This window comes from Portibacter lacus, from assembly GCF_021533215.1.
Classification (GTDB): Bacteria; Bacteroidota; Bacteroidia; order Chitinophagales; family Saprospiraceae; genus Portibacter; species Portibacter lacus.
Genome location: NZ_JAJNKA010000001.1, coordinates 355571 through 377244, shown reverse-complemented (window position 1 = coordinate 377244; position 21674 = coordinate 355571). Strand labels below are relative to the sequence as shown.

Below are 21674 nucleotides of genomic sequence, written 5' to 3'. Positions count from 1 at the left end.
AAAATGAAACAATATTTAATATTAATTATCACGACAATTGTGTTTTTCGCCTCTTGCGGAGAAGCTGAAAAATCTCAGTCCTTAGACGAGAAAAAGTCAAGTTTAACGAGCTTGAAAAAAGAAAGAGCTGACTTAGATCATAAAATTAAAGCTCTAGAACAAGAAATCGAAAAAATCGAACCATCAGCTCCTAAAGCTAGAAAACTGGTTACAACTGATACGGTTGTAGTAGAAGATTTCAAACGTTATATTGATATCCAAGGATCTGTAGAATCTGGCGATGCGGTATTTGCATCTGCAGAGATAGGTGGTCGTATTACATCAATGGACATCGAAGAAGGAGATTATGTGAAAAGTGGCAGTTTAGTTGCTGTTCTGGATGTACAGACTGTGAAAAATCAAATTATTGAGCTTGAAAAATCTTTAGAGCTTGCGACCGATATTTTCAAAAGACAAGAGCGTTTGTGGAATCAGGAGATCGGATCAGAAGTTCAGTTTTTACAAGCGAAAAATAATAAAGAGAGAATAGAGAAATCATTAGAAAGTGTTCAATTCCAATTGACAAAAGCTAATGTATATGCTCCACTTTCGGGATATGCTGAAACCATCTTCCTTAAGAAAGGTGAGTTAGCTGGACCAGGAGCTCCGATTATAGAGATTATTAATACGAATACCGTTAAAATCGTAGCTGATGTTCCTGAAACTTTACTAGGAAAAGTGAAGAAAGGAGAATATGTAGAAATTGAATTCCCAGCATTACAAGACAAAAGAAAAGGAAGAGTTTCATTAATCGGAAGATCTATCGATTCGGCGAATAGAACATTCAAGGTAGAAGTAGATATGGCGAATACAGGGAACAAACTGAAACCTAATCTACTATCGATCATGAAAATCAATGATCTAACAGTCGAACAATCGATCGCGATTCCTCTTGAGTTGGTTCAACAAGAAATCAGTGGTAAAGATTATGTTTTCGTAGTAGGAAGCGGTGCAGATGGCGCGGTAGCTGAAAAGAAATATGTAAAAACTGGACCAACTTTCGAAGATCAAATAGTTATAGAAGAAGGTCTGCAAAGTGGGGACCAGATAATTGTGGACGGTGCTAGAGGACTTTCCAGCGATGAACTTATAAAAATCCAATAGTAATGTCTGAAAAAAATAAAAATTTAAGAACTTTTGGATTGACGAATCTGGCGGTTAATAATAAGATCAGTGTCTTTTTATTGACCGGTATGATTTTCATCTTTGGGATCATCTCCTATGTCGGAATGCCGAAAGAATCGTTTCCTGAAATTACCTTTCCTCAAGTTTTTGTAAATACTCCGTATTTCGGTAACTCCGCTGGAGACATCGAAAACTTAATTACAAGGCCGCTTGAGAAAGAACTTGCTTCTATTTCTGAGATTAAGAATCTTACATCATCTTCGATGCAGGATTTCTCTATCATCACATGTGAATTCGAAACAGACATTGATATAGAATTTGCGAAGCAAAAAGTAAAAGATGCTGTCGATAAAGCGAAATCTGAATTACCTACTGATCTAACTTCAGATCCTGAGGTCTTAGATATCAACTTATCCGAAATTCCGATCATGAGTGTGAATCTTTCCGGAGACTTTCCGAATGATGAACTAAGATCATATGCCGAATTTCTGCAGGATCGTTTCGAAGACTTGTCTGAAATATCTAGCGTTACTTTAAAGGGAACATTAGAAAGAGAAGTCCAGATCAATGTGGATATTCCACTTATGCAAGGATTACAGGTTAGTTTCGGCGATGTAGAAAATGCCGTAAAATCTGAGAACATGACCATGTCGGGAGGTGAAATCGTTAATAATGATTTCAGACGATCGATCAGAGTTATCGGTGAATTTACTGATGTTTCAGAATTAGAAAACCTAATTGTAAAATCAGAAAACCAAAAACCTATATACCTAAGAGACTTCGCGGAAGTGCTTTTTGGGTATGCAGAACAGACAAGTATTGCTCGTTCGGATAAACTTCCTGTTGTTTCACTTGATATCATTAAAAGAGCTGGTGAGAATTTACTCTTAGCTTCTGATAAGATTAAGGATATCATAGATGAAGCGCAGATGAATAGTCTTCCAGAAAATTTGAGTGTAAAAGTCTTCAATGACCAATCGGTTGCTACGAGAGATCTTGTTTCTAATCTTGAAAACAGTATCATTTCGGGAGTTATATTGGTTGTATTGGTACTTTTATTCTTCTTGGGACTAAGGAATTCAACATTTGTAGGGATTGCGATACCGTTGTCTATGTTAATGGGGATCATGATTCTTTCGTTTGTAGGGTACACCTTAAATATGGTGGTTCTCTTTTCCTTGATTCTGGCATTAGGTATGCTTGTGGATAATGCGATCGTTGTGGTGGAAAATATCTACAGATATTATGGTGAAGGATACTCGAAAGATGATGCTGCTAAGTATGGAACAGGTGAAGTTGCACTTCCTATTATTGCATCGACAGCTACGACCTTAGCGGCATTTGTTCCGTTAGCATTTTGGCCTGGGCTTTTCGGATCATTTATGAAATTCCTTCCGATTACCTTAATTGCAGTACTTACCGCTTCGTTGTTCATTGCACTTGTTATCAATCCGGTATTGACATCAACATTTATCACGAAGCAAGAAGAAAATGTAGCTAAGAATAAGATTAGAAAGAATATCACTTACTTAGTGATTTCTCTTGTATCTGTTGCGTTTATTGGATTAATCGGTCATTTAACGGGAACAATTTGGTTAAGAAACATATGTATTATAATTGGTGGATTAATGCTTATCAATTTCCTAATTCTTAAGCCAGCATCTAGGGTTTTCCAACAATCGATAATGCCATTTTTAGAAAATTTATACGATCGCTTCATTCGACTTGCATTGTATAAATTTATGCCTTACTTACTATTCATAGGTTCTTTCGTCCTTTTGTTTGCTGCATTTGCAATTCTGGGAAGCAATCCGCCTAAGGTCGAATTATTTCCGAGTACAGATCCTAACTATGTCAATGTTTTCGTCGAACTTCCACTAGGAAAAGATATAGAAGCAACAAATGACATCATGAAAAGGATAGAAGAGAATGTAGAGCGAGACATGGCCAAACATACAGATGTAGTAGATGCCATTCTATCTCAGATAGGAGAAAATACAGGTGATCCTAATGCAGGTCCTTCTTTCGGTGCTTCACCGAATCAGGCGAGATTAACCGTTTCTTTCGTTCCTTCGGATGAACGAGGTGATAAATCAACATTTGACATTATGGAACAGATCAGAACTTCTGTTCAAGGAATTCCGGGTGTTAAAGTTTCTGTAGATAAAGAACAATCTGGGCCTCCACAAGAGAAACCAGTTTACATCGAAATTACAGGAGAAGATATAGATCAGCTGGCGATTCAATCTGAATCTCTTATTAAGTTCATCAATCAATCTAGTGTAGCAGGAATAGAAGAATTAAGTGCCGATGTAAAAATCGGGAAACCTGAAATGCAAATTAATGTAGATAGAAAAGCTGCACGTAGATATGAAATTTCTACATTCAGTATTGCTGATGTTATTAGAACTGCGGTATTCGGAAAGGAAATCTCTAAATACAAACAGGGTGAAGATGAATATCCTATTAATCTTAGAGCGAAAGAATCTTTCAGAAATAGTGTAGGTGATATTTTAAATCAAAAAATCACATTTAGAAATCCAGCTAATGGGCAGATTGCTCAAGTACCGATTTCAGCTGTAGCAGATATAACTTATACTTCTACTTATAGCGCTATCAATAGAAAAGATCAGGAGCGTATGATTACCATTACGTCTAATGTTCTTCAAGGTTTTAATGCAAATGAAGTTGTAGAGAGTATTAGATTAGTACTGGAAGATTATGAAATGCCAGAAGGGTATAAATTTGAATTCGCAGGTCAGCAAGAGCAACAAGCGGAAGAAATGTCATTTCTATCTGGTGCTCTGGGAATTGCAGTCTTTATGATTTTCTTAATCTTAGTGATGCAGTTTAATTCCATCATTTCTCCTTTCATTATTATACTATCCGTTGTCTTTAGTCTTATTGGTGTACTATTCGGGTATATCGGATCCGGTATGGACATTCTGATTATTATGACTGGAGTCGGGGTGATTTCGCTAGCTGGAATTGTTGTAAACAATGCCATCGTTCTGGTGGATTATACGAACTTGATGGTTCAACGAAAAAGAGAATCCTTAGGAATCGATAAAATGTCTAATATGGCTATAGAAGATATCAAAGAAGCAATTGTTAAGTCTGGTGCTACGAGGTTGCGACCTGTTTTACTGACTGCAATTACGACTGTACTGGGATTAATACCTCTTGCAATCGGTCTGAATATCAATTTCTTTACCTTGATTACCGAATTTGATCCTCAATATTATGTAGGAGGCGATAGCGCAGCATTCTGGGGAACCATGGCATGGACAGTAATCTATGGATTAGTATTTTCTACCTTCCTTACATTAGTTGTTGTTCCAGTAATGTACTGGTTAGCATTTCTAATGAAGAGAAGTACGAATAGACTTTTTGCTAAGAAAAAACCTAAAACTGTATAAAAACAATGTCGAAGGATATTTCCAAAATGCGGGAAAATTACAAGAAGGGATTTTTACTTGAAGATCAAGTACCACAGGATCCTATTGTTCTTTTCCAAGAATGGTTGCATGAAGCCATCAATTCAGATGTACTGGAGGCAAATGCAATGAACTTGGCAACTGTAAATAAAGATGGCAGACCTTCTTCACGAATTGTGTTGCTAAAAGAAGTGATGGAAGGAGGGTTTGTATTCTATACTAATTACAGCAGTCGGAAGGCTCAAGAAATGCAAGAAAGACCTTTTGCTGCAATAAATTTCTTGTGGCTAGAATTAGAACGACAAGTTAGAATAGAGGGAGTCATCAGCAAAGTTTCAAGAGCCCAATCGGAAGAATACTTTCATTCGCGTCCTTATGGATCACAGATAGGTTCATTGACTTCTCATCAGAGCAAGACAATAAGCGATCGAGCTTTACTTGAAAAACGCTATGAAGCTAATTACAAGAAATATGAAGCTGAAGGGAAAGCACCACTTCCAGAAGACTGGGGAGGCTATGTGCTCAAGCCGGATTATTTTGAATTTTGGCAGGGAAGAGAAAGTAGATTGCATGACCGTATTACCTATGAATTTTCCGATGAGAAATGGATTATTAATCGATTAGAACCATAAATAAAAAAACCTGATTTCCTGTACGAGTGGAAATCAGGTTTTTAATTTAATTCAGGTATATGCGCCATAGGCGGAATCTACGTATTATTATTTTTGATTTAAAAATAGGGTTTATTAAAATGGCATGGCTTCCGCTTTTACCTCTTCTTCCTTAGGTGTTAGATTATTAAAATTGTTAATTTTCACATTGGTAAAGTACTTCATTTCACCATCCTTGTTTTTGTAAGATTCGTTTTTAAGCATTCCTTCTACCGTCACTTTACTTCCTTTCTTTAGAAATCGCTGCATCAACTCTGCCGTCTTATTCCATGCAACGATATTATGCCATTCTACTTCTTGAATTTTTTCGCCTTGCTTATTGGTATAAAAGCTGTTCGTAGCGATAGTTGTTTTAGCGATTTTAGCACCACTTTCAAGTGTGATGAATTCAATGTCTTTTCCTAAGTGACCTGTTAATCTTACTGAATTATTTAAATTGTACATAATGGATAAATTTTGTGTGCAATGTTGCACGATGATTAATTAAAGTTTGATAAAGTATAATGGGGTTAAAATGGTAATGCGTCCTCTTTAGCAGTCAATTTCTGAAAATTATTGATCTGAACTTTTGTATTGTATCTTATGACACCTTCCTTGTTTTTATAGGTTTCATTTTTTAGCATTCCTTCGATCATCACCCTTGTTCCTTTCTTAAGAAGGCGCTCCATAAGTTCTGCTGTTCTGTTCCAAGCAATAATGTTATGCCACTCTACTTCCTGAATTTTTTCTCCTTGCCTGTTCGTATATGAATTGTTCGTTGCAATAGAAGTTCTGGCGATTTTCGCGCCGCTATCAAGTGTAATGATTTCAACGTCTTTGCCTAGGTGACCTGTTAGTGATACTGAATTAGATATATTATACATGATTAATAAATTTTGTGTGCAATGTTGCACGATGAATGAATAAATAAATTCGATGATGCAAATATGAGGACAGGTAGAAAGTTTATTCGGTTTGTAGTCGAATAATATCGTTTGTTGTCGGTTGTAAATACTTACAATTATATATACAATTATATATATACCTGATTAACAATATGTTAAGCACAATAATTAAGAATCAAATTATTTTGATATTTTTTATAAAATAAATTAGTCACTTACTAAATATTCTATAAACTACGAGTTTAATGCTATAAGAAATCAACTAATGACGATCATTATTTCAAATACCAATTGCGGAAATTCACCCAAGCAAGCTTTCTTGGAAGCCTTCAATATTGCATTTGCCAAAGCTGATATAAAATTCCTATTAGAACATGTAACTTCTGATATCACTTGGATCATTATTGGCGATAAAAGAATAGAGGGAATTGAAAACTTTGCTTCTGAATTAGAGCGTATGAAATCGCGAAAAAACGAAAGAATTACTCATCGATAAAATAATTACCCATGGAAAAACTGGAGCAGCCAATGGCTTGATCACCACTGAAAATGGCAAGAAATATTCGTTTGCTGATATCTATGAATTCAACAATGCGAAGGGATCGAAGATTAGATCGATAACGAGTTATGTGATCTCCTAATTAAAATACTACTTAGATCGTATAAATGACAATATCAAGATCAACTTTCATAACTTTCAGCCTTTACGACTTCTGTTCCATCCTTAGTTGTAACCGCATAAACGAAGCCTGGCTTGATGCTATAAGCACCGTAAGTGCCATCTTTACTAAGAGCGATATATCCCACTTGAACTTCAGTAGTATCTTGTCTATCTACAATTCTCATGATAGCTTCTTTGCATGCTTCCATCGGCGTTCGCCCCTGCCTCATTAATTCCACAACCAAAAATGAGCCTACACTTCTCATTACCAACTCTCCCATCCCTGTTGCAACCGCAGATCCTACTTCGTTATCCACAAAGAGTCCAGCGCCGATGATCGGACTATCCCCTACTCTACCGGCCATCTTGTAACCTAAACCACTCGTTGTACAAGCACCACTTAACTCACCTTTCTGATCTATAGCTATAATTCCAATCGTATCATGAAGTTCTATATTCACTTTAGGTTTATATTCCGAGGTTTCTAGCCACTTTTTATATTGTTTTCTTGAGGCGTCGGTCATCAGATCTTCTTTCTTAAACCCTTGATCCAACGCAAATTTAAGTGCCCCATCACCTGATAGCATAACATGTGGTGTTTCTTCCATCACTTTTCGGGCCACAGATATCGGGTGCTTAATATGCTGTAAGTAAGTAACCGAACCACAATTTCCATCTTTATCCATGATGCAAGCATCTAATGTTACATTGCCTTCTCTATCAGGACGACCTCCATATCCTACAGACATATCTTTAGGATCTCCTTCTGGTATTCTAGCACCAGCTTCGACGGCATCTAATGATGACTTACCACCTTCTAATAAGTCCCATGCTGCTTTGTTAGCTCCTTTATTTGCCCAAGTTGATATCACAATAGGTATTTCACCATTCTCTACGGTTAAATTTTTCTTTTCTTCTTCTGGTTTTGCTGCACATGAAGCCAGTACGACTCCTCCTCCTAATGCAATCGATGTATTTAAAAAGTTTCTTCTACTAAGTTTTTTCATAATTGGGCAGAACTTTTGTTATGATGTTAAAGTATGATAAAAAATATCTTCAATATATTACTTCTATATTTAACTTCGTACTATTTTGTATATTGAAGATGCAAAAACTTATTTCCTATGATTAATCGATTACTTATTTTTATAGCATTTATTACCCTATTTAATCTTACCGCATATGGCCAATTTGAAATCAAAACCAATGCATTAGGTTTGGTAGCGAATAACTATAATGGGCAAGTAGAATTACTTCTTAATGATAAGTCAGGTATAGAATTAGAAGCCAGTTACAGAGAAACTCCTTGGATACTATCGCTTTCGGGCTCAGAAATTGAAAATAGTTCTTTCAGGACGATGATCTCTTACAAGTATTATATCGGCGGTGAAGATCCTACCTCTGGATTGTATTTCGGGCCATACTTAAAACTAAAAGTGGCAGGACTCGATAACATTCCGACAGAAGTAGACAAGGACTACGTTCCTGGCCCAGCGGCTCCTGAAACTGTTCGTGTATTCAACACTGCTTTTTTTATTGGATTAAATGCGGGACAGAAAATTGTATTCAATAATAATCTTTTGATTGAATATTATGGCGGATTCGGATACGCGCTCTATAATGACAAAAGAATCAATGATAAAGATTACGAACCAGCGCTAGAAAATTTCATTGCGGTAGAAAGAAACTCATTCACTTGGCCCCTAGATTTCAGACTCGGTCTTACACTAGGATATAGATTTTGGAGGTAATGAATAGACTTATTTTATTTTTATTAATGTCAATGTTATTAGGAAGTTGTGCCCAATTGACCCCTTTTCATTCTGCTAGAACAGAAGGCGCGGGGAACTTAACTGCTTCACCTGCGATAGACGGAACTGTATTTATTCCTTCTGTGAACTCCACAAGCTTTCAAGGTTTACCAGGAGGAAGAGTAGAATTAGCATATGGAATCACGAATAAAATAGATATCCTAACCAGTCTCTACACTTCAGGTTCAATCATGGGAAGTATGAAATTTCAATTTCTCGGAGATAACGAATCAAATATTGCGGGTGCAGTCATGCCTGGATATGAATATCAATCAAGCGTAATCGTCGTTAATTCAGACCCTGAAACTATCCATAGAATTCATGTACCGCTTATATTTTCTATTAGAGCAAATGAAAAAACGGACTTTTATATAGGTCCTAAATTTACTTATCAGATAGATAAAGATGATAACAATACTATCTACTCTGGAATAGTAGGTGGAGTAGAATTAGGCACCAGGATAAAATACAATATTGGCTTAGGTGCCTATCTACCAAAAACCCAAAATACAAGTACCGAAGGTTACCTTGTTCAGTTTGGCGGATCTATGAGAATTCCACTATTTCGTAAGTAAGATACTTATACGGAGAAGCTTTCTCCACAACCACAAGTTCTAGAAGCGTTAGGATTATTAAAAGAAAATCCTTGACCATCTAATCCACCTGAAAATTCAAGTGTTGTATTACATAGGTAAAGAAAACTTTTCAAGTCAGTAACCACTTTCACACCATTATCAAAAAACTCTTGATCATTAGGTCTGCTTTCATTATCGAAATCCATGGTATATGACAACCCTGAACAACCTCCACTTGTTACAGATACACGTACGAAAAAGTCATCAGCTATATTACCAGCTTTGACAATTTCATTTATCCGCTCTTTCGCACTATCAGCTACAAAGACCATAATATTATGATTCTGCTTCTACTAAATTATTCTTAGTCTTATAATCCTTGATTGCACTTTTAATTGCATCTTCTGCTAAGACTGAACAGTGAATTTTAACAGGAGGTAAAGCTAACTCTTCTACAATATCCATATTATCGATATTAAGAGCTTCGTCTATTGACTTGCCTTTTAACCATTCTGTTGCTAACGAAGAAGAAGCAATTGCCGATCCACAACCAAATGTTTTAAATTTAGCATCTTTGATCTTACCGCTTTGCTCGTCAACTTCGATCTGAAGTCTCATTACGTCACCACATTCTGGAGCGCCTACGAGTCCTGTTCCTACGTTATTTTTAGATTTATCAAGTGTTCCTACATTTTTAGGATGCTTGAAGTGTTCTAATACTTTATCTGAATATGCCATTTTATTGTATTTTCTATATAAACGTTTTAATTAAATACTAAGTTCACTCAACTTAGTGTTCTGACCACTGAACTGATTCTAGATCAACTCCTTCCTTGTACATTTCCCATATCGGACTTAGATCTCTCATATGATTCACTCCTTTCTGAATCATATCCAGTGTCAAATCTATTTCTTCTTCAGTAGTAAATCTACCTAAACTAAATCTGATAGACGAATGAGCAAGATCATCTCCTAAACCTAATGCAATTAATACATAAGATGGTTCTAATGATGCAGATGTACAAGCAGATCCTGAAGATACTGCGATATTCTGATTAAACGTCATCATTAATCCTTCTCCTTCTACATGCTTGAATGAAATATTCGTTACATGTGGCATTCTGTGATCGGTATTTCCATTCACATATACTTCTTCCAGAGCATCTTTGAATCCTTTCTCTAGTTTATCTCTAAGCACAGACAACCTTTCGGCATCTTGTTTCATTTCTTTTTTTGCAATTTCTGCAGCTTTCCCAAATCCTACGATACCAGGAACATTCAAAGTACCTGAACGCATTCCACGCTCATGTCCTCCTCCGTCCATCTGAGCGGTAACTTTAACTCTAGGATTTTTTCTATTTACAAATAAAGCACCTACTCCTTTAGGACCATACATCTTATGAGCAGTAAATGCCATAAGGTGAACGCCTACTTCTTTCGGATTAACTGGAATTTTCCCAACCGCTTGAGTTGCATCACTCATAAACAAAACGCCTTTATTTTCACAGATCGCGCCTATTTCTTTCATAGGTTGGATAACTCCTGTTTCATTATTAGCCCACATAATAGAAACCAAGATGGTTTTATCTGTGATGGCATCTTCTAACACCTGAAGATCTATGATTCCATCTTCTTTCACTTTCAGGTAAGTTACCTCACCTCCCATTTTCTCTATTTTCTTACAGGCATCTAGAACTGCTTTGTGCTCCGTTTCTAGCGTAATGATGTGATTGCCTTTTCTTCGGTACATCTCGAATGCACCTTTAAGAGCTAAGTTATCCGCTTCTGTAGCTCCTGAAGTAAAGATTATTTCTTTCGAATCTACTTCTATCAAGTTCGCAATTTGCTCTCTTGCGTAATCTACTGCCTCTTCAGCTTTCCAGCCGAAAGGGTGACTCCTAGAAGCTGCATTTCCAGGAATTTCATAGAAGTATGGTACCATTGTTTCCACTACTCTCGGATCAACAGGAGTAGTAGCATTATTATCTAGATATATTAATTTTTCGCTCATCAGCTAATTAAGATTTTTTTATTGGAACTGCAAATATAGCGTATAATGCTATAAATAATTGGTTTTGCTCCAGACGATTTACTAAATTTACTTAATTAACAAGCAACAAGGGAATTAGTTCTTAGAAACTTCAAATAAAGAAGGCAGCTTTCCTGATTCTAGAGAGTCGATTTTCAAGTCTCAGGTCAGCCGCCCATCATCCTACTATAATTTTGTACCAATTAAGGTAAAATCTCTCCTTTCATTTCCTATTTCGATGGTATAATCGAGTTGTATTGTATAATCGAAAAAGAAACCTTCTCCATCTATTCTTACACCGTCATCTATTTCTTGGTTACCTATTCTAATTTTCTTTTCATATTCATATTCATCCCTCACACGTGCCTTAATTACGGACCAGGTATCACCATCCCATGGTGCATCTATCCAGATATTATTACCATAATCTACAGAAATACTAACAGAAAATGGACCATCCACACCTACTACATTCGCTTCATATACGCCCACGATCGGCAATATATCTTCATCATATTTTTCACAAGAGATAATTACTAGACTTAAACACAAGAGTATAAAATATTTCATCGTTATTAATTTATGTTAATTTATAAAAGAAGGACGGATTAAAAAACCATTGGTTGCACTATATGAAAAGCTTATAATTTTCTTAACTTTTTATTATATTTTAGACAGCAAATCTTAATTAAATCTTATGAACCTTAACTATACATATTATATATTTATATAATGTGATTTCAAAATAACTTCTTACTTTTGTCTCGTGATGAATATCAACCAACAAATACCTGAAAGAAATAAAATGAGGGCGCCTATAGATTATGAAGCGTTAAGAGCCGGTATTATGGGTGGTGATATGATCCAGTTAGCTAAAGCATTGACATTAGTAGAAAATAAAAAATTAGCATTCTCTCCTGAGCTACTTCATTTTCTCTCTTCTCTCGATTCAGATAAAAAAACCTTAAGAATTGCTATATCAGGACCTCCAGGTGCTGGGAAAAGCACATTCATTGAACAACTAGGATTGAAATTAATAGAGAACGGACATAAGGTTGCTGTTCTGGCCATAGATCCATCCAGCGAAAACACGAAGGGAAGTATACTAGGTGATAAAACGAGAATGGAGAAACTCTCTAAGTCTGAAAATGCTTTTATTAGGCCTTCGGCAAATGTATTAGAGCAAGGTGGAATAAGGAGCAGTTCTTACGATGCAATAAAGGTTTGTGAGGCTGCAGGATATAACATTATTATTATCGAAACCGTAGGTGTAGGTCAATCTGAAATTCAGGTAACCCGAATCACTGATTTACTTTATTTGCTATTGTCACCAGGAGGTGGAGATGAATTGCAAGGACTAAAAAAAGGCATCGTCGAAATGGCCGATCAGATAATTATCAACAAAGCTGATGGAGAATTAATGGCGACTGCTGAACAGATGAAAAAAGAATATCGAAATGCCATTCATCTATCAAGAAAACAAAGTACACCTTTTCCTCCAAGAAAGGTGATTACTGTTTCTGCGTTAAATGATTCTAATATGGAACACTTTCCTGCAGAGATCGATAGCATACTAGAAAGTGAAGAGATTTCAAATTATATCCGAGAGCATCGCAAGATTCAAGATGCCGCTTGGTTTAAAATAAAAGCACAAGAATTAATATACCATTTAATCACTAAAAACAGCCAGTTCAACTCGGCCGTTGATGAATTAGCAAAACGAGAAGATATCTATCAATCGTTAATAGAACTAAATCAACGTTTTGACAATATAATTTCATGAGAATATTTTTTGTAGCTATCATTAGCCTTCTGTTTTCTTCTTTTCTGCTAAGCCAGAGTTTTCAATCTCCAGTTCGACATGAGGTTAGATTATCAGGAACATTCGGTGAACTAAGGTCTAACCATTTTCATATGGGAATAGATATAAAATCTTCCAGAGGCCAGCACCCTGATCCCATTCTAGCAGCTGATGAAGGATATATCTCAAGGATTAATGTGAGTCGTGCGGGATATGGAAATGCACTATACATAGATCATCCTAGCGGTTACACAACTGTATACGGCCACTTAAAATCGTTTCATCCAAGTATTGACAGTATTGTCCAAAAGATTCAAGCTGATTCACAATCCTTCGAAATCACTTACTATCCAGACTCTTTACTAATACCTGTTCGCAAAGGCCAAGAAATCGCTAAGATGGGCAACTCTGGAAGTTCGCACGGTCCGCATTTACATTTTGAAATCAGAGAAACAAAATCAGAAGCACCATTGAATCCGATGAGGTTTAATATTAAACCTATTGATAAGGTAGCGCCTATAATTCCTAAAGTCAAAATCTACTACCTGGATAATAAGTTTGCAGAAATAGATGGCAAGATCCTCACTCCTACGGTTAATGGAAGTAATTACACTTTACCTAAACAAAAAATAGGCGCGTGGAGAATCGGAATCGGAATACAAGCTTATGATCCGATGGTATATAATAAGAATGGAATTCACAAGATGGAAATGTTCGTTGATGATAAAAAGGTGTACCAATTTGCCTTTGACTCTATTACTTTCGATGATACTCGATATATTAATGCGCACATTGACTACAAATATTATAAAAAAACGAAAACTCGACTACATCGACTTTTCAAGCTACCAGGAAATCAACTTCCCAGTATCAATAGTATAGAACCTATTATTAATCTATACAAAGATAAGCCGCAAAAAGTCCTCATCAACATTTCAGATTTCGAAGGAAACATCAGTTCTCTAGCATTCGATGTGGAACGAAGCGAAGATATCGCACCACCAACTCCTAAAATTTTCAATTATTTCATTCCACATAATGAAGCCAATATTGTAGAGCAAAACAATATAAAACTCATCTTTCCAGAACGAGCACTTTACGAGGACTTATTTCTATACGTAAATAGTTCTTCGAGTGAATACCTAACGAACGTATATCATATCGGCAACGAAATAACGCCGCTGCATAGACCATTAAAATTAATCATCGACTCTCTGCGCATAGATTCTTCGTTGATGGACAAGGTTTGTTTATTAGAATGTACCAAACCAGATAGAATATCTACTTACGGGGGAAATTGGAAAGATGGGCATTTTGTTGCATCTGTTTCCTCATTCGGTAATTATGCAATCGGAATCGATACCATTGCTCCTGAAATTAAACCCATTCAGAAATCTGATAATTTTAGTAAAAGTTCTAGAATGAGTTTCATAATTTCTGATAATTTTTCTGATTCCGGAAGTGCTCGTGGGCTAAGATATAATGCCACCATAAATGGTCAATGGGCAAAATTCGCTTACGATTTAAAAACAAAAAAAATAACGCACCACTTTGATACACCTCCTGAAAACAAATCACATCACCTGGTTCTAGAAGTCACCGATGATCGCAACAATACCAGGCGATTAGAGAAAAATTTCATTCGCTAATTAAACAATATTTGAATTCTTCTGTTAAACTTTCTCAAATACAAGAGGACTGATGACACATTTAAAAGAAGGAGAAAAGGCACCTGCGTTCGTAGGAATTAACGAAAAAGGAGAAAATATTTCCTTATCTGATTTCGAAGGAAAGAAATTGATTTTATTCTTCTATCCGAAGGATGATACACCTGGTTGCACTAAAGAAGCATGCAATCTAAGAGACAATTATAGTAAACTTCAGAAACTAGGTTTCGAAGTCTTAGGTGTCAGTCCTGACAATGCAAAAAAACATCAAAAATTCATCGACAAATATGAATTTCAATATTCTTTAATTGCTGATAGTGAAAGAGAAATCATAGACACTTATGGCGTTTGGGGACCGAAGAAATTTATGGGTAGAGAATATGATGGACTGCATCGAACTACTTTTGTAATCGATGAGTCAGGAAAGATTGAAAAAATAATTGAGAAGGTAAAAACAAAAGATCATGCAGAGCAGATCTTAAATGAAATGAGCTTAATCTAAATAGTTAAAAGTATATCATTCAGAAACACAATCATAATTAGAAGTTTAGTTAAGAAGCCGCAGGTATAATTTGTGGCTTCTTTTTTTTAAAGAGAATGCAGAATCGAAACGAATACCGCTGCTAACTTTAGCTCTAGACTAAAATCTTCAGGAAGCCGATCTTCTATAATCCAGTCTCGAATATCATTTTGGAATTCATTATACCAAAAGAAAAGATCGTCTTCATCGTCCATTATAGACCATTCTATCGGATCTGTATTCAAGAATTTCCGTTCTATTTTGAATGTTTTAATGCCGTCAGATATTCTGAAGGAGGAAAAGTCACCTGACCAAACTGTCGATATTTTCACAATTGTACTGCCAGACCTTAGCTCCCAGACATTAGCATTATTCTCCCACTTTTGCTTAATGGTACCTCTTTTTCCATCAATACGATAAGTCCAGTCGGTCATATCGCCCCGAAGTCTCCAGGTCATTTCGATTTCCCCTTCGATCTCTCCTTCATCTAGTTTGATTTCCCATTGCTTAATATCATCATCCCATTGGGTATGAAGGCTATATAAATTCTGAGAAACTCCTAGAAAAGGAGTTGAAAGAAAGAAAAAAAGTATATAGAAGGTGACTTTCATTATACTAATAACGCTATTCACCTTTTAAAGATTTGACTAAAAAGGCAAATCATCAAAATCTTCTACTTTCGCTTGTCCTGATCCAGCGTCTGTGTTAGCTGGTTCTGAAGGAAAAGGATCTGAAGATGCTGGTGGTCCTGAAGGTGCTGCAGCTGAAGCAGAATGTGCTTCTACTTTCCAAGCATTCAGATTCGTAAAGTATTTTTCATTCCATTCTCTTCCTCTAAGATCAAAGAATACTTTAAGTTCATCTCCTTCATTGATATTATCAATAATACCACATCGATCTTGAGTTAACTGAAACTTAATATATTGTGTATAAGTAGAATCTGTTGATTCAACAACAAACTCTCTTGCTTGAAAACTGCTTGTTTTACTTTCTGTGTCAAACTTCTTATGAAGTTTTCCTACCATTTCGTATGCCATCGTCCTATATTTTCCACAAAAATAAATATTTAAAACTGTAATATTAATTTTCCAGATATGTTTGTTGAAATTAACATTTGAAAACTGGTATTTAGGATCTTATTAAACAAAGAAAAAGGGCTGAATATCTTTATATTCAGCCCTTTTTAAAACTTATCTATAAATCGTTTCTTATCTCCTAATCAATTAGGATCATTTTCTTAGTAATTTGTTGTCCATTGAATTCAAGTTGGTAGTATAATACTCCATCAACATTGATTTCATTCGCGTTTACTTTCATAACATGCTGTCCTTTAGACTTCTGTTCGTTACTACTCATTAATACCTTTCCAGAGATATCGAAGAGTTTAAAAGCAACTTGTCCGTTCTCAGGTAAGCTATATGCAATGTTCGTAATTTCACTAAATGGATTCGGCTCATTCTGTAGCATTGTAAATCCTTCAATCTCAGCTGATCTAAATTCGATATTTAAATTTTCTGAACTTAAACGCTCATTATAAATTTCAGGACTTAATGATTGCGTACTCAATTCGAATGAATTTTCTAGTGTTCCATTTGCCGTTGCAACAAAGTTGATGGTAAACAACACATCTTCTTTGTTTAGTGAAGTAGGAATTGCTTTGTTCCAACTCACTTTCACTAATCCATCCTGGATAGAAATATTATGATCTTCTAGTGTAATTGCTTCACCATTGATCGATACATTTCTCACTGCTTTCGAATCGAAATCAAGCGCAAACTGGAATCCAAAGAAGTCTTTTACATCGCTTAATCTCACAGGTACTTTCACTACATCATTCTTCGCAAACTGAACATTATTAGCAACTAGATTAAATGTTTCATTGTTTCTAACACTGCTTTCATCATTCAGATTAAGCTCTATCGAGTTATTTACATCACCTATTTTCACTGCTACAAAATTTTGATTGTATGCAGAATGAGGTAGGTTATTAATATGCACTACTTCATTAAATGGGAAAGGACGCTTCGGATCTACAAAGTGGTAGCCATCATCCAAGAATCTCCATGAGTAGTTCGATGGGAACTTATTCTCAGGATACAACCCTAGAATCAACTTTCTCAATTGTAATAAATCCGCTGCACTTATAGACTCATTGCCATTAATATCTGCTGCGATCAATTTGTATGGAGTATCTAATTCAGTCATTCCTAAAAGGTGTCTCTGAATCAATACTAAATCCAGTGTACTTACACCAAGCATCGTATTTTCATTGTAGAACGCTGAAATCTTATAGTCTTGTTCATAAGGTAAACCATAGAATATAAAGTTTCCAGTACTATTAGAAAACTGACTCTTCGGTAATTCTGGACTATTTCCTTCCAGTTTCAACTCTACATCAGCCATTACTTTACCTTTTTCTGTCATTACATTTCCAGAAATAAGTGTAGTTCCTTCTAATATGTCTTCACAACAATTAAAGTTATCATTAATTGTGAATGATGCATCACAGAAGTCATATACTCCATTCTCATCGATAGCATAAATTCTTATCTCAATAGTATGCTGAACACCGTTTTCTATGTATTGGCATCCGAATTCCCAGTTAGCTTGAGCTAAATCTTTAGCTTCTTCTACACTTAGATCATCTGTTTCATCTGCAGGATCTCCGTAGATATCTTGGTACGGAATCATCAAGTATGTTAAAGATCCACCACATGTCCCGAACCCTTGCTCGACTACGAAATCAGTAGCCCAAGTTTCTACAGAACATCCATAGATGCTATCCATTACAGCACTTGAAAGTCCAAGGTAACAGTAAGGTGTAGGTGCTTTTATTCGCTGTACAACCTCAATTTCTTGAATACAAACTCCATAATTTCCACAACCATCATATACGACCCACTTGATATTATGCTTTCCTAAAGGAAGACCGCCTAAATCATTTGCATCGAAAGTACTTCCTTCAGCGAAAGATGAATCAGCTGGGTAGTCATAAGTACCATTTGCATCTATGTCAATTTTATATTGGTAACCTAAGGCTTCAGTAGGAGTACACTCGTCAGACGCAGATATACTGAACGTACCGTAATTGAATTCACAATCAGCTGTTTCTACTAGTGCTGATTCGCATACTAGCTCCGGAGCATCATTATCAAAAATATCATATTCTACATACAATTCGAAATATCCATTTTCACTTACGAAAGGGTTCACCTCATCGTTCGTTGGATCAAGATCTCCATAATCATATAAGAAGTTTTCATTGAATATACACTGGTCAATAATCTCCCAGTGAGCTAAGATCTTCATACATCCACCGTTCGCAAAATTGAACGTATCTAATGTCAATGTTACACCAGTCTGTGTACATAAATTATCTCTATCTATTACTGGTTCTTCGATTGTTATTTCACCACAACTATTAACCATTACTGGACTAACTAGTGGTAATAAAGTATCAACTGGATCACACCAGTCGTAATTATAAGGCGCTAGTGAAAGTGTAGGGAAACTTATTCTATCACAAGTCAATACATTCGTAGAATCTGCTTGCACATAGATTGTTTGTGTACACTGAGTAGAACCATTAGAATTCGTAGCAGTAAAAGTTCTAGAAGCTAAACCTGTTCCACATAATTCCTCTCCATTGAACTCTTGTCCAGTTATTAAGATACAAGTACTTGTCGTTCTTACTTCGCCGAATCTAACATTCAACTTATTCTCTTGAATAGAATCCAATTCTGTATTAATAAAATCTTCGTAAGATGCAAAATCTATACAGTTTATTGTTACTGGGTTAGGACATACAACTGTAGGCGCTAACTTATCTTGAACATCTACTATGATCATTGCCGTTGTACAATTATCATCTCCGTTATATTCTACTTCACCGTCACCATCTCCATCATCACACACCATGAATACAACTCTTTGTTCTTCTTCTACATCTTCACAACAAAAGTGAATTTGTTTTAACCAATCATTGACTTCATCAACTTCTGTCGTTGATGCATTTCCAAGACTGTCTAGACCATCATAACCTTCACATGCTGTGTCCATTCTTCTTATCCACCAGTCGATCGGTCCACAATTATCCCATGAACCATCATCAAATGTTTCAACAAGAACTTTTGTACTTCCATCGTCTTCTTTATTATTAAGAGAGACAACTGTATGTTCATCAGCCACAACCACTGGAGGTACTGCATCAATAATCGTAACATAACCTGTATCAGAAACAGTATTTCCACAACAATCTGAAGCGTGTGCAATCAATTCAAACTCATTACCAACAGATGTTAAGGCATTGTCAGAAACATACACTTTGTTAAGTACAGCATCATATGTTCCGTCTATTATAGACCATGAATAAGTTATGTCGCTTGAACATTGATCCACTGCTAGAATTTCTGGTAGGTCAATTGTTGCACCACAACCCCATAGGTCTGTACTAATCGTTAGATCAGGTACTCCTACTGTAAATACTGGAGGTAGTGTATCTAATACTTTTATTATTTGTTCATGAATGGCTGTTTCACCAGTACACCAGTCGAAAACATCCCAATGTCTTATTACTTTATATGATGGGCTAAAACTTTGACACCCATTATCATCACATATTTCAAATACTAAATCTTCATAGTAAGAGTAAATCGTACCGCAAGTACCAACACCAGATGGTGCTCCAGTTCCAGGAATTGTATCTCCAGCAGGAGTTATCGAGTCAAAAGGACTTGGTACAATAGTTCCGTCTTCCATCATTTCTGATGCCCACATGATATCTTGACCATCACATGCAAGAGGTGGATTCGAAGCTACACCATTATCATCTAATCCTGTGTGAACTGCTATACCATCATAATGTTCAGGATAAACAGCTGTTGCAAGTGTTTCTCTTGTTATAAAGATTTGTTGTGTACAAGACTCTGAAACATTCCCAGCATTATCTATTACATAAAATCTTCTTGAAATAACTCTTTGGAAAGGACCCTCACATAGAAATTCTTCAACAACGTCACCATAGAATAACTCAACTTCACAGCTTCCATTAGAAATGGTTGCATTCTGAGGTCCTCCTTCTTCAACTATAATCATTCCTGTGAGTAGAATTGGAATTCCTGTTACTGATGTATCTGGGGATTCAAGGCAAGTTAAAGTAATATCAGATGGACACTCAATGATAGGTGCCAATTTATCTTCGATAGTTACCCTACTCCAACAAGAATTGATTCCATTCGGATCAAATACAGTTACATCGATTTCCATTCCCACCTGATCTTGTGTAAATGTAATAGATGGTCCAAGTAATTCATCACCATTAGGCAATGTTGCTGCAACGGTATAAAGTGATATATCACCACATATGGTTCCAGTAACAAAATTTGTTGGCTCTACAATAACTTCACATGTCTGATCTATTGAAACATTGATTTCAGCTATACAGTTTACTTGTGCTCCAGCCTCTGCCGACTCATTTACAGTAATAGTCCATGAACAAGTAGCTTGTGATACCAACATATCATCCAGAACATCATAAGTAAATGAATTACCACCTAATGCCAATACGGAACCACTTGGTAATCCAGCTGATTGCATGATACTTCCACCACATGGTAGAACACCATCGACGCTGTATATATATACATATTGACATGTTGGTGCTACTTCTACTATTGCATCTGCTGGACAAGTTATAGCAGGCACAATAGGCGCTGTATCTACAACAGTTATGGTCTTAGCACACGAACCTTGATCACTTCCTTTAGTTAGGTAAACCGTCAAATTCATATCTCCTAACATATCAGCTTCTAAAGCTACTGTGTTAGAAGATGGATCCATATCACTGAAAGAAAAGGTTATGCTACCTCCCTCGCATGCAGCTGTCCCAGTCTGGGCAAAATCTGCAGGCAATGCGTATTCTACTGTGCATTCTCCAGCTAGATCTACAGTGATGTCATCACAAACATCAAGAAATGGAGCGGTAGCAACGGTGTTTACAATTGTAAAAATGCAAATATCTCCACCATCTATAATGGTAACTTCTGAAATTCCAAAATCAAATGGAAAATCAGGTAACATAGAAATATCAGTATTCGCTAATACTTCAGTTGCTCCTGTCGAGGTAAATGTCGCTGTACCGCTAGCCATAATTGAAGGTGTTACTTCAAAACCTGCAGTACAGTTAACTCCGTCATCAACGTTCAAATTTACGAACGAAGTCGGACAGTTAGTAATTTGTCCATAACTAAGGACTGTAATTAATGTTAGTATTAAACTAGCAAAAGCACGTGTTACATGCTTGTTCAATGTAGATCGTAAGGATCGATTCATGAGATTAGTTTAGTTAAGTGATATTCAACCAGTCTTATCATAGACTTATTAAAAAAATTTTATTCTCTTACTGAAGAACAAAATTTAGACCAAAACCTAGTCCAAACTATCGCATGACACAATT

Annotated in this window: 19 protein-coding genes; 9 read left to right on the top strand and 10 right to left on the bottom strand. The window is 36.1% G+C overall.

Annotated elements, in window-relative coordinates; all coding sequences use genetic code 11:
- Positions 1–3: 3 nt before the first annotated feature.
- The 3 genes from L2586_RS01325 to pdxH are packed head-to-tail and all read left to right on the top strand — an operon-like array spanning position 4 to position 5233.
- Positions 4–1143, top strand: coding sequence for an efflux RND transporter periplasmic adaptor subunit (locus L2586_RS01325; protein ID WP_235290957.1), 1140 nt, complete (start codon positions 4–6; stop codon positions 1141–1143).
- A gap of 2 nt (positions 1144–1145) precedes the next feature.
- Entirely contained in the window at positions 1146–4583 is a 3438-nt protein-coding gene (locus L2586_RS01320; RefSeq protein WP_235290956.1) for an efflux RND transporter permease subunit, read from the top strand.
- A 5-nt stretch (positions 4584–4588) separates the two neighbouring features.
- Positions 4589–5233 carry a pyridoxamine 5'-phosphate oxidase gene (gene pdxH / locus L2586_RS01315; RefSeq protein WP_235290955.1) on the top strand — a complete coding sequence of 215 codons (645 nt, stop codon included), beginning with the start codon at positions 4589–4591 and terminating at the stop codon, positions 5231–5233.
- Between the two features lie 114 nt (positions 5234–5347).
- Here pdxH and L2586_RS01310 read toward each other — a convergent pair whose 3' ends face one another.
- Positions 5348–5716 (bottom strand): single-stranded DNA-binding protein, encoded by a 369-nt coding sequence (locus tag L2586_RS01310; protein ID WP_235290954.1) that lies wholly within the window; start codon positions 5714–5716, stop codon positions 5348–5350.
- A gap of 65 nt (positions 5717–5781) precedes the next feature.
- A complete protein-coding gene (locus L2586_RS01305) occupies positions 5782–6135 on the bottom strand; it encodes a single-stranded DNA-binding protein (RefSeq protein ID WP_235290953.1) in 354 nt (117 codons plus the stop codon).
- 286 nt (positions 6136–6421) lie between these two features.
- Here L2586_RS01305 and L2586_RS01300 point away from each other — a divergent pair, with 286 nt between their 5' ends.
- Positions 6422–6652 (top strand): nuclear transport factor 2-like protein, encoded by a 231-nt coding sequence (locus L2586_RS01300; RefSeq protein ID WP_235290952.1) that lies wholly within the window; start codon positions 6422–6424, stop codon positions 6650–6652.
- A 185-nt stretch (positions 6653–6837) separates the two neighbouring features.
- On the opposite strand, the gene L2586_RS01295 is transcribed toward L2586_RS01300, so the two are convergent.
- A complete protein-coding gene (locus L2586_RS01295; protein ID WP_235290951.1) occupies positions 6838–7824 on the bottom strand; it encodes an isoaspartyl peptidase/L-asparaginase in 987 nt (328 codons plus the stop codon).
- A gap of 117 nt (positions 7825–7941) precedes the next feature.
- On the opposite strand from L2586_RS01295, the gene L2586_RS01290 reads away from it, so the two are divergent.
- On the top strand, positions 7942–8568 hold the full coding sequence (locus L2586_RS01290) for a DUF3575 domain-containing protein (RefSeq protein WP_235290950.1): 627 nt from the start codon (positions 7942–7944) through the stop codon (positions 8566–8568).
- 26 nt (positions 8569–8594) lie between these two features.
- Positions 8595–9203 (top strand): hypothetical protein, encoded by a 609-nt coding sequence (locus L2586_RS01285; protein WP_235290949.1) that lies wholly within the window; start codon positions 8595–8597, stop codon positions 9201–9203.
- Positions 9204–9208: 5 nt separating this feature from the next.
- Here the strand turns inward: L2586_RS01285 and L2586_RS01280 are convergent, their stop codons facing one another.
- The 4 genes from L2586_RS01280 to L2586_RS01265 form a co-directional block, all read right to left on the bottom strand.
- Entirely contained in the window at positions 9209–9535 is a 327-nt protein-coding gene (locus L2586_RS01280) for a HesB/IscA family protein (protein ID WP_235290948.1), read from the bottom strand.
- A gap of 4 nt (positions 9536–9539) precedes the next feature.
- Positions 9540–9941: a Fe-S cluster assembly scaffold IscU gene (gene iscU, locus L2586_RS01275; RefSeq protein ID WP_235290947.1), complete on the bottom strand. Its 402-nt coding sequence runs from the start codon at positions 9939–9941 to the stop codon at positions 9540–9542.
- A gap of 52 nt (positions 9942–9993) precedes the next feature.
- Positions 9994–11214: an IscS subfamily cysteine desulfurase gene (locus L2586_RS01270; RefSeq protein ID WP_235290946.1), complete on the bottom strand. Its 1221-nt coding sequence runs from the start codon at positions 11212–11214 to the stop codon at positions 9994–9996.
- Positions 11215–11418: 204 nt separating this feature from the next.
- Complete coding sequence (locus L2586_RS01265) at positions 11419–11802, bottom strand: hypothetical protein (protein ID WP_235290945.1); 384 nt, start codon at positions 11800–11802, stop codon at positions 11419–11421.
- Between the two features lie 199 nt (positions 11803–12001).
- Between L2586_RS01265 and meaB the strand changes: the two genes are divergently transcribed.
- From meaB to bcp, 3 genes are read left to right on the top strand one after another with little or no spacing between them, the layout of a single operon-like run.
- Positions 12002–13015, top strand: coding sequence for a methylmalonyl Co-A mutase-associated GTPase MeaB (gene meaB / locus L2586_RS01260; protein ID WP_235291198.1), 1014 nt, complete (start codon positions 12002–12004; stop codon positions 13013–13015).
- Positions 13012–14682 (top strand): M23 family metallopeptidase, encoded by a 1671-nt coding sequence (locus tag L2586_RS01255; protein WP_235290944.1) that lies wholly within the window; start codon positions 13012–13014, stop codon positions 14680–14682. The genes meaB and L2586_RS01255 overlap by 4 nt, the downstream gene beginning before the upstream one ends.
- 52 nt (positions 14683–14734) lie before the next feature.
- The gene (bcp, locus tag L2586_RS01250) at positions 14735–15202 is read left to right on the top strand and encodes a thioredoxin-dependent thiol peroxidase (protein ID WP_235290943.1); all 468 of its coding nucleotides are present in this window, start codon (positions 14735–14737) and stop codon (positions 15200–15202) included.
- Positions 15203–15288: 86 nt separating this feature from the next.
- Here bcp and L2586_RS01245 read toward each other — a convergent pair whose 3' ends face one another.
- The 3 genes from L2586_RS01245 to L2586_RS01235 form a co-directional block, all read right to left on the bottom strand.
- The gene (locus L2586_RS01245) at positions 15289–15852 is read right to left on the bottom strand and encodes a hypothetical protein (protein ID WP_235290942.1); all 564 of its coding nucleotides are present in this window, start codon (positions 15850–15852) and stop codon (positions 15289–15291) included.
- Between the two features lie 15 nt (positions 15853–15867).
- Complete coding sequence (locus L2586_RS01240; RefSeq protein WP_235290941.1) at positions 15868–16257, bottom strand: DUF3127 domain-containing protein; 390 nt, start codon at positions 16255–16257, stop codon at positions 15868–15870.
- 178 nt (positions 16258–16435) lie between these two features.
- A complete protein-coding gene (locus L2586_RS01235) occupies positions 16436–21550 on the bottom strand; it encodes a T9SS type A sorting domain-containing protein (protein WP_235290940.1) in 5115 nt (1704 codons plus the stop codon).
- Positions 21551–21674: the final 124 nt, after the last annotated feature.

What these genes read in the sequence shown, in the direction of transcription:
- L2586_RS01325 (WP_235290957.1), top strand. Translation starts at nt 4, where the DNA reads ATGAAACAATATTTAATATTAATTATCACGACAATTGTGTTTTTCGCC.
- L2586_RS01285 (WP_235290949.1), top strand. Translation starts at nt 8,595, where the DNA reads ATGTCAATGTTATTAGGAAGTTGTGCCCAATTGACCCCTTTTCATTCT.
- L2586_RS01295 (WP_235290951.1), bottom strand. Translation starts at nt 7,824, where the DNA reads ATGAAAAAACTTAGTAGAAGAAACTTTTTAAATACATCGATTGCATTA.
- L2586_RS01305 (WP_235290953.1), bottom strand. Translation starts at nt 6,135, where the DNA reads ATGTATAATATATCTAATTCAGTATCACTAACAGGTCACCTAGGCAAA.
- L2586_RS01265 (WP_235290945.1), bottom strand. Translation starts at nt 11,802, where the DNA reads ATGAAATATTTTATACTCTTGTGTTTAAGTCTAGTAATTATCTCTTGT.
- L2586_RS01290 (WP_235290950.1), top strand. Translation starts at nt 7,942, where the DNA reads ATGATTAATCGATTACTTATTTTTATAGCATTTATTACCCTATTTAAT.
- iscU (WP_235290947.1), bottom strand. Translation starts at nt 9,941, where the DNA reads ATGGCATATTCAGATAAAGTATTAGAACACTTCAAGCATCCTAAAAAT.
- L2586_RS01320 (WP_235290956.1), top strand. Translation starts at nt 1,146, where the DNA reads ATGTCTGAAAAAAATAAAAATTTAAGAACTTTTGGATTGACGAATCTG.
- L2586_RS01240 (WP_235290941.1), bottom strand. Translation starts at nt 16,257, where the DNA reads ATGGCATACGAAATGGTAGGAAAACTTCATAAGAAGTTTGACACAGAA.
- L2586_RS01270 (WP_235290946.1), bottom strand. Translation starts at nt 11,214, where the DNA reads ATGAGCGAAAAATTAATATATCTAGATAATAATGCTACTACTCCTGTT.
- L2586_RS01280 (WP_235290948.1), bottom strand. Translation starts at nt 9,535, where the DNA reads ATGGTCTTTGTAGCTGATAGTGCGAAAGAGCGGATAAATGAAATTGTC.
- bcp (WP_235290943.1), top strand. Translation starts at nt 14,735, where the DNA reads ATGACACATTTAAAAGAAGGAGAAAAGGCACCTGCGTTCGTAGGAATT.
- L2586_RS01235 (WP_235290940.1), bottom strand. Translation starts at nt 21,550, where the DNA reads ATGAATCGATCCTTACGATCTACATTGAACAAGCATGTAACACGTGCT.
- L2586_RS01310 (WP_235290954.1), bottom strand. Translation starts at nt 5,716, where the DNA reads ATGTACAATTTAAATAATTCAGTAAGATTAACAGGTCACTTAGGAAAA.
- L2586_RS01255 (WP_235290944.1), top strand. Translation starts at nt 13,012, where the DNA reads ATGAGAATATTTTTTGTAGCTATCATTAGCCTTCTGTTTTCTTCTTTT.
- pdxH (WP_235290955.1), top strand. Translation starts at nt 4,589, where the DNA reads ATGTCGAAGGATATTTCCAAAATGCGGGAAAATTACAAGAAGGGATTT.
- L2586_RS01300 (WP_235290952.1), top strand. Translation starts at nt 6,422, where the DNA reads ATGACGATCATTATTTCAAATACCAATTGCGGAAATTCACCCAAGCAA.
- meaB (WP_235291198.1), top strand. Translation starts at nt 12,002, where the DNA reads ATGAATATCAACCAACAAATACCTGAAAGAAATAAAATGAGGGCGCCT.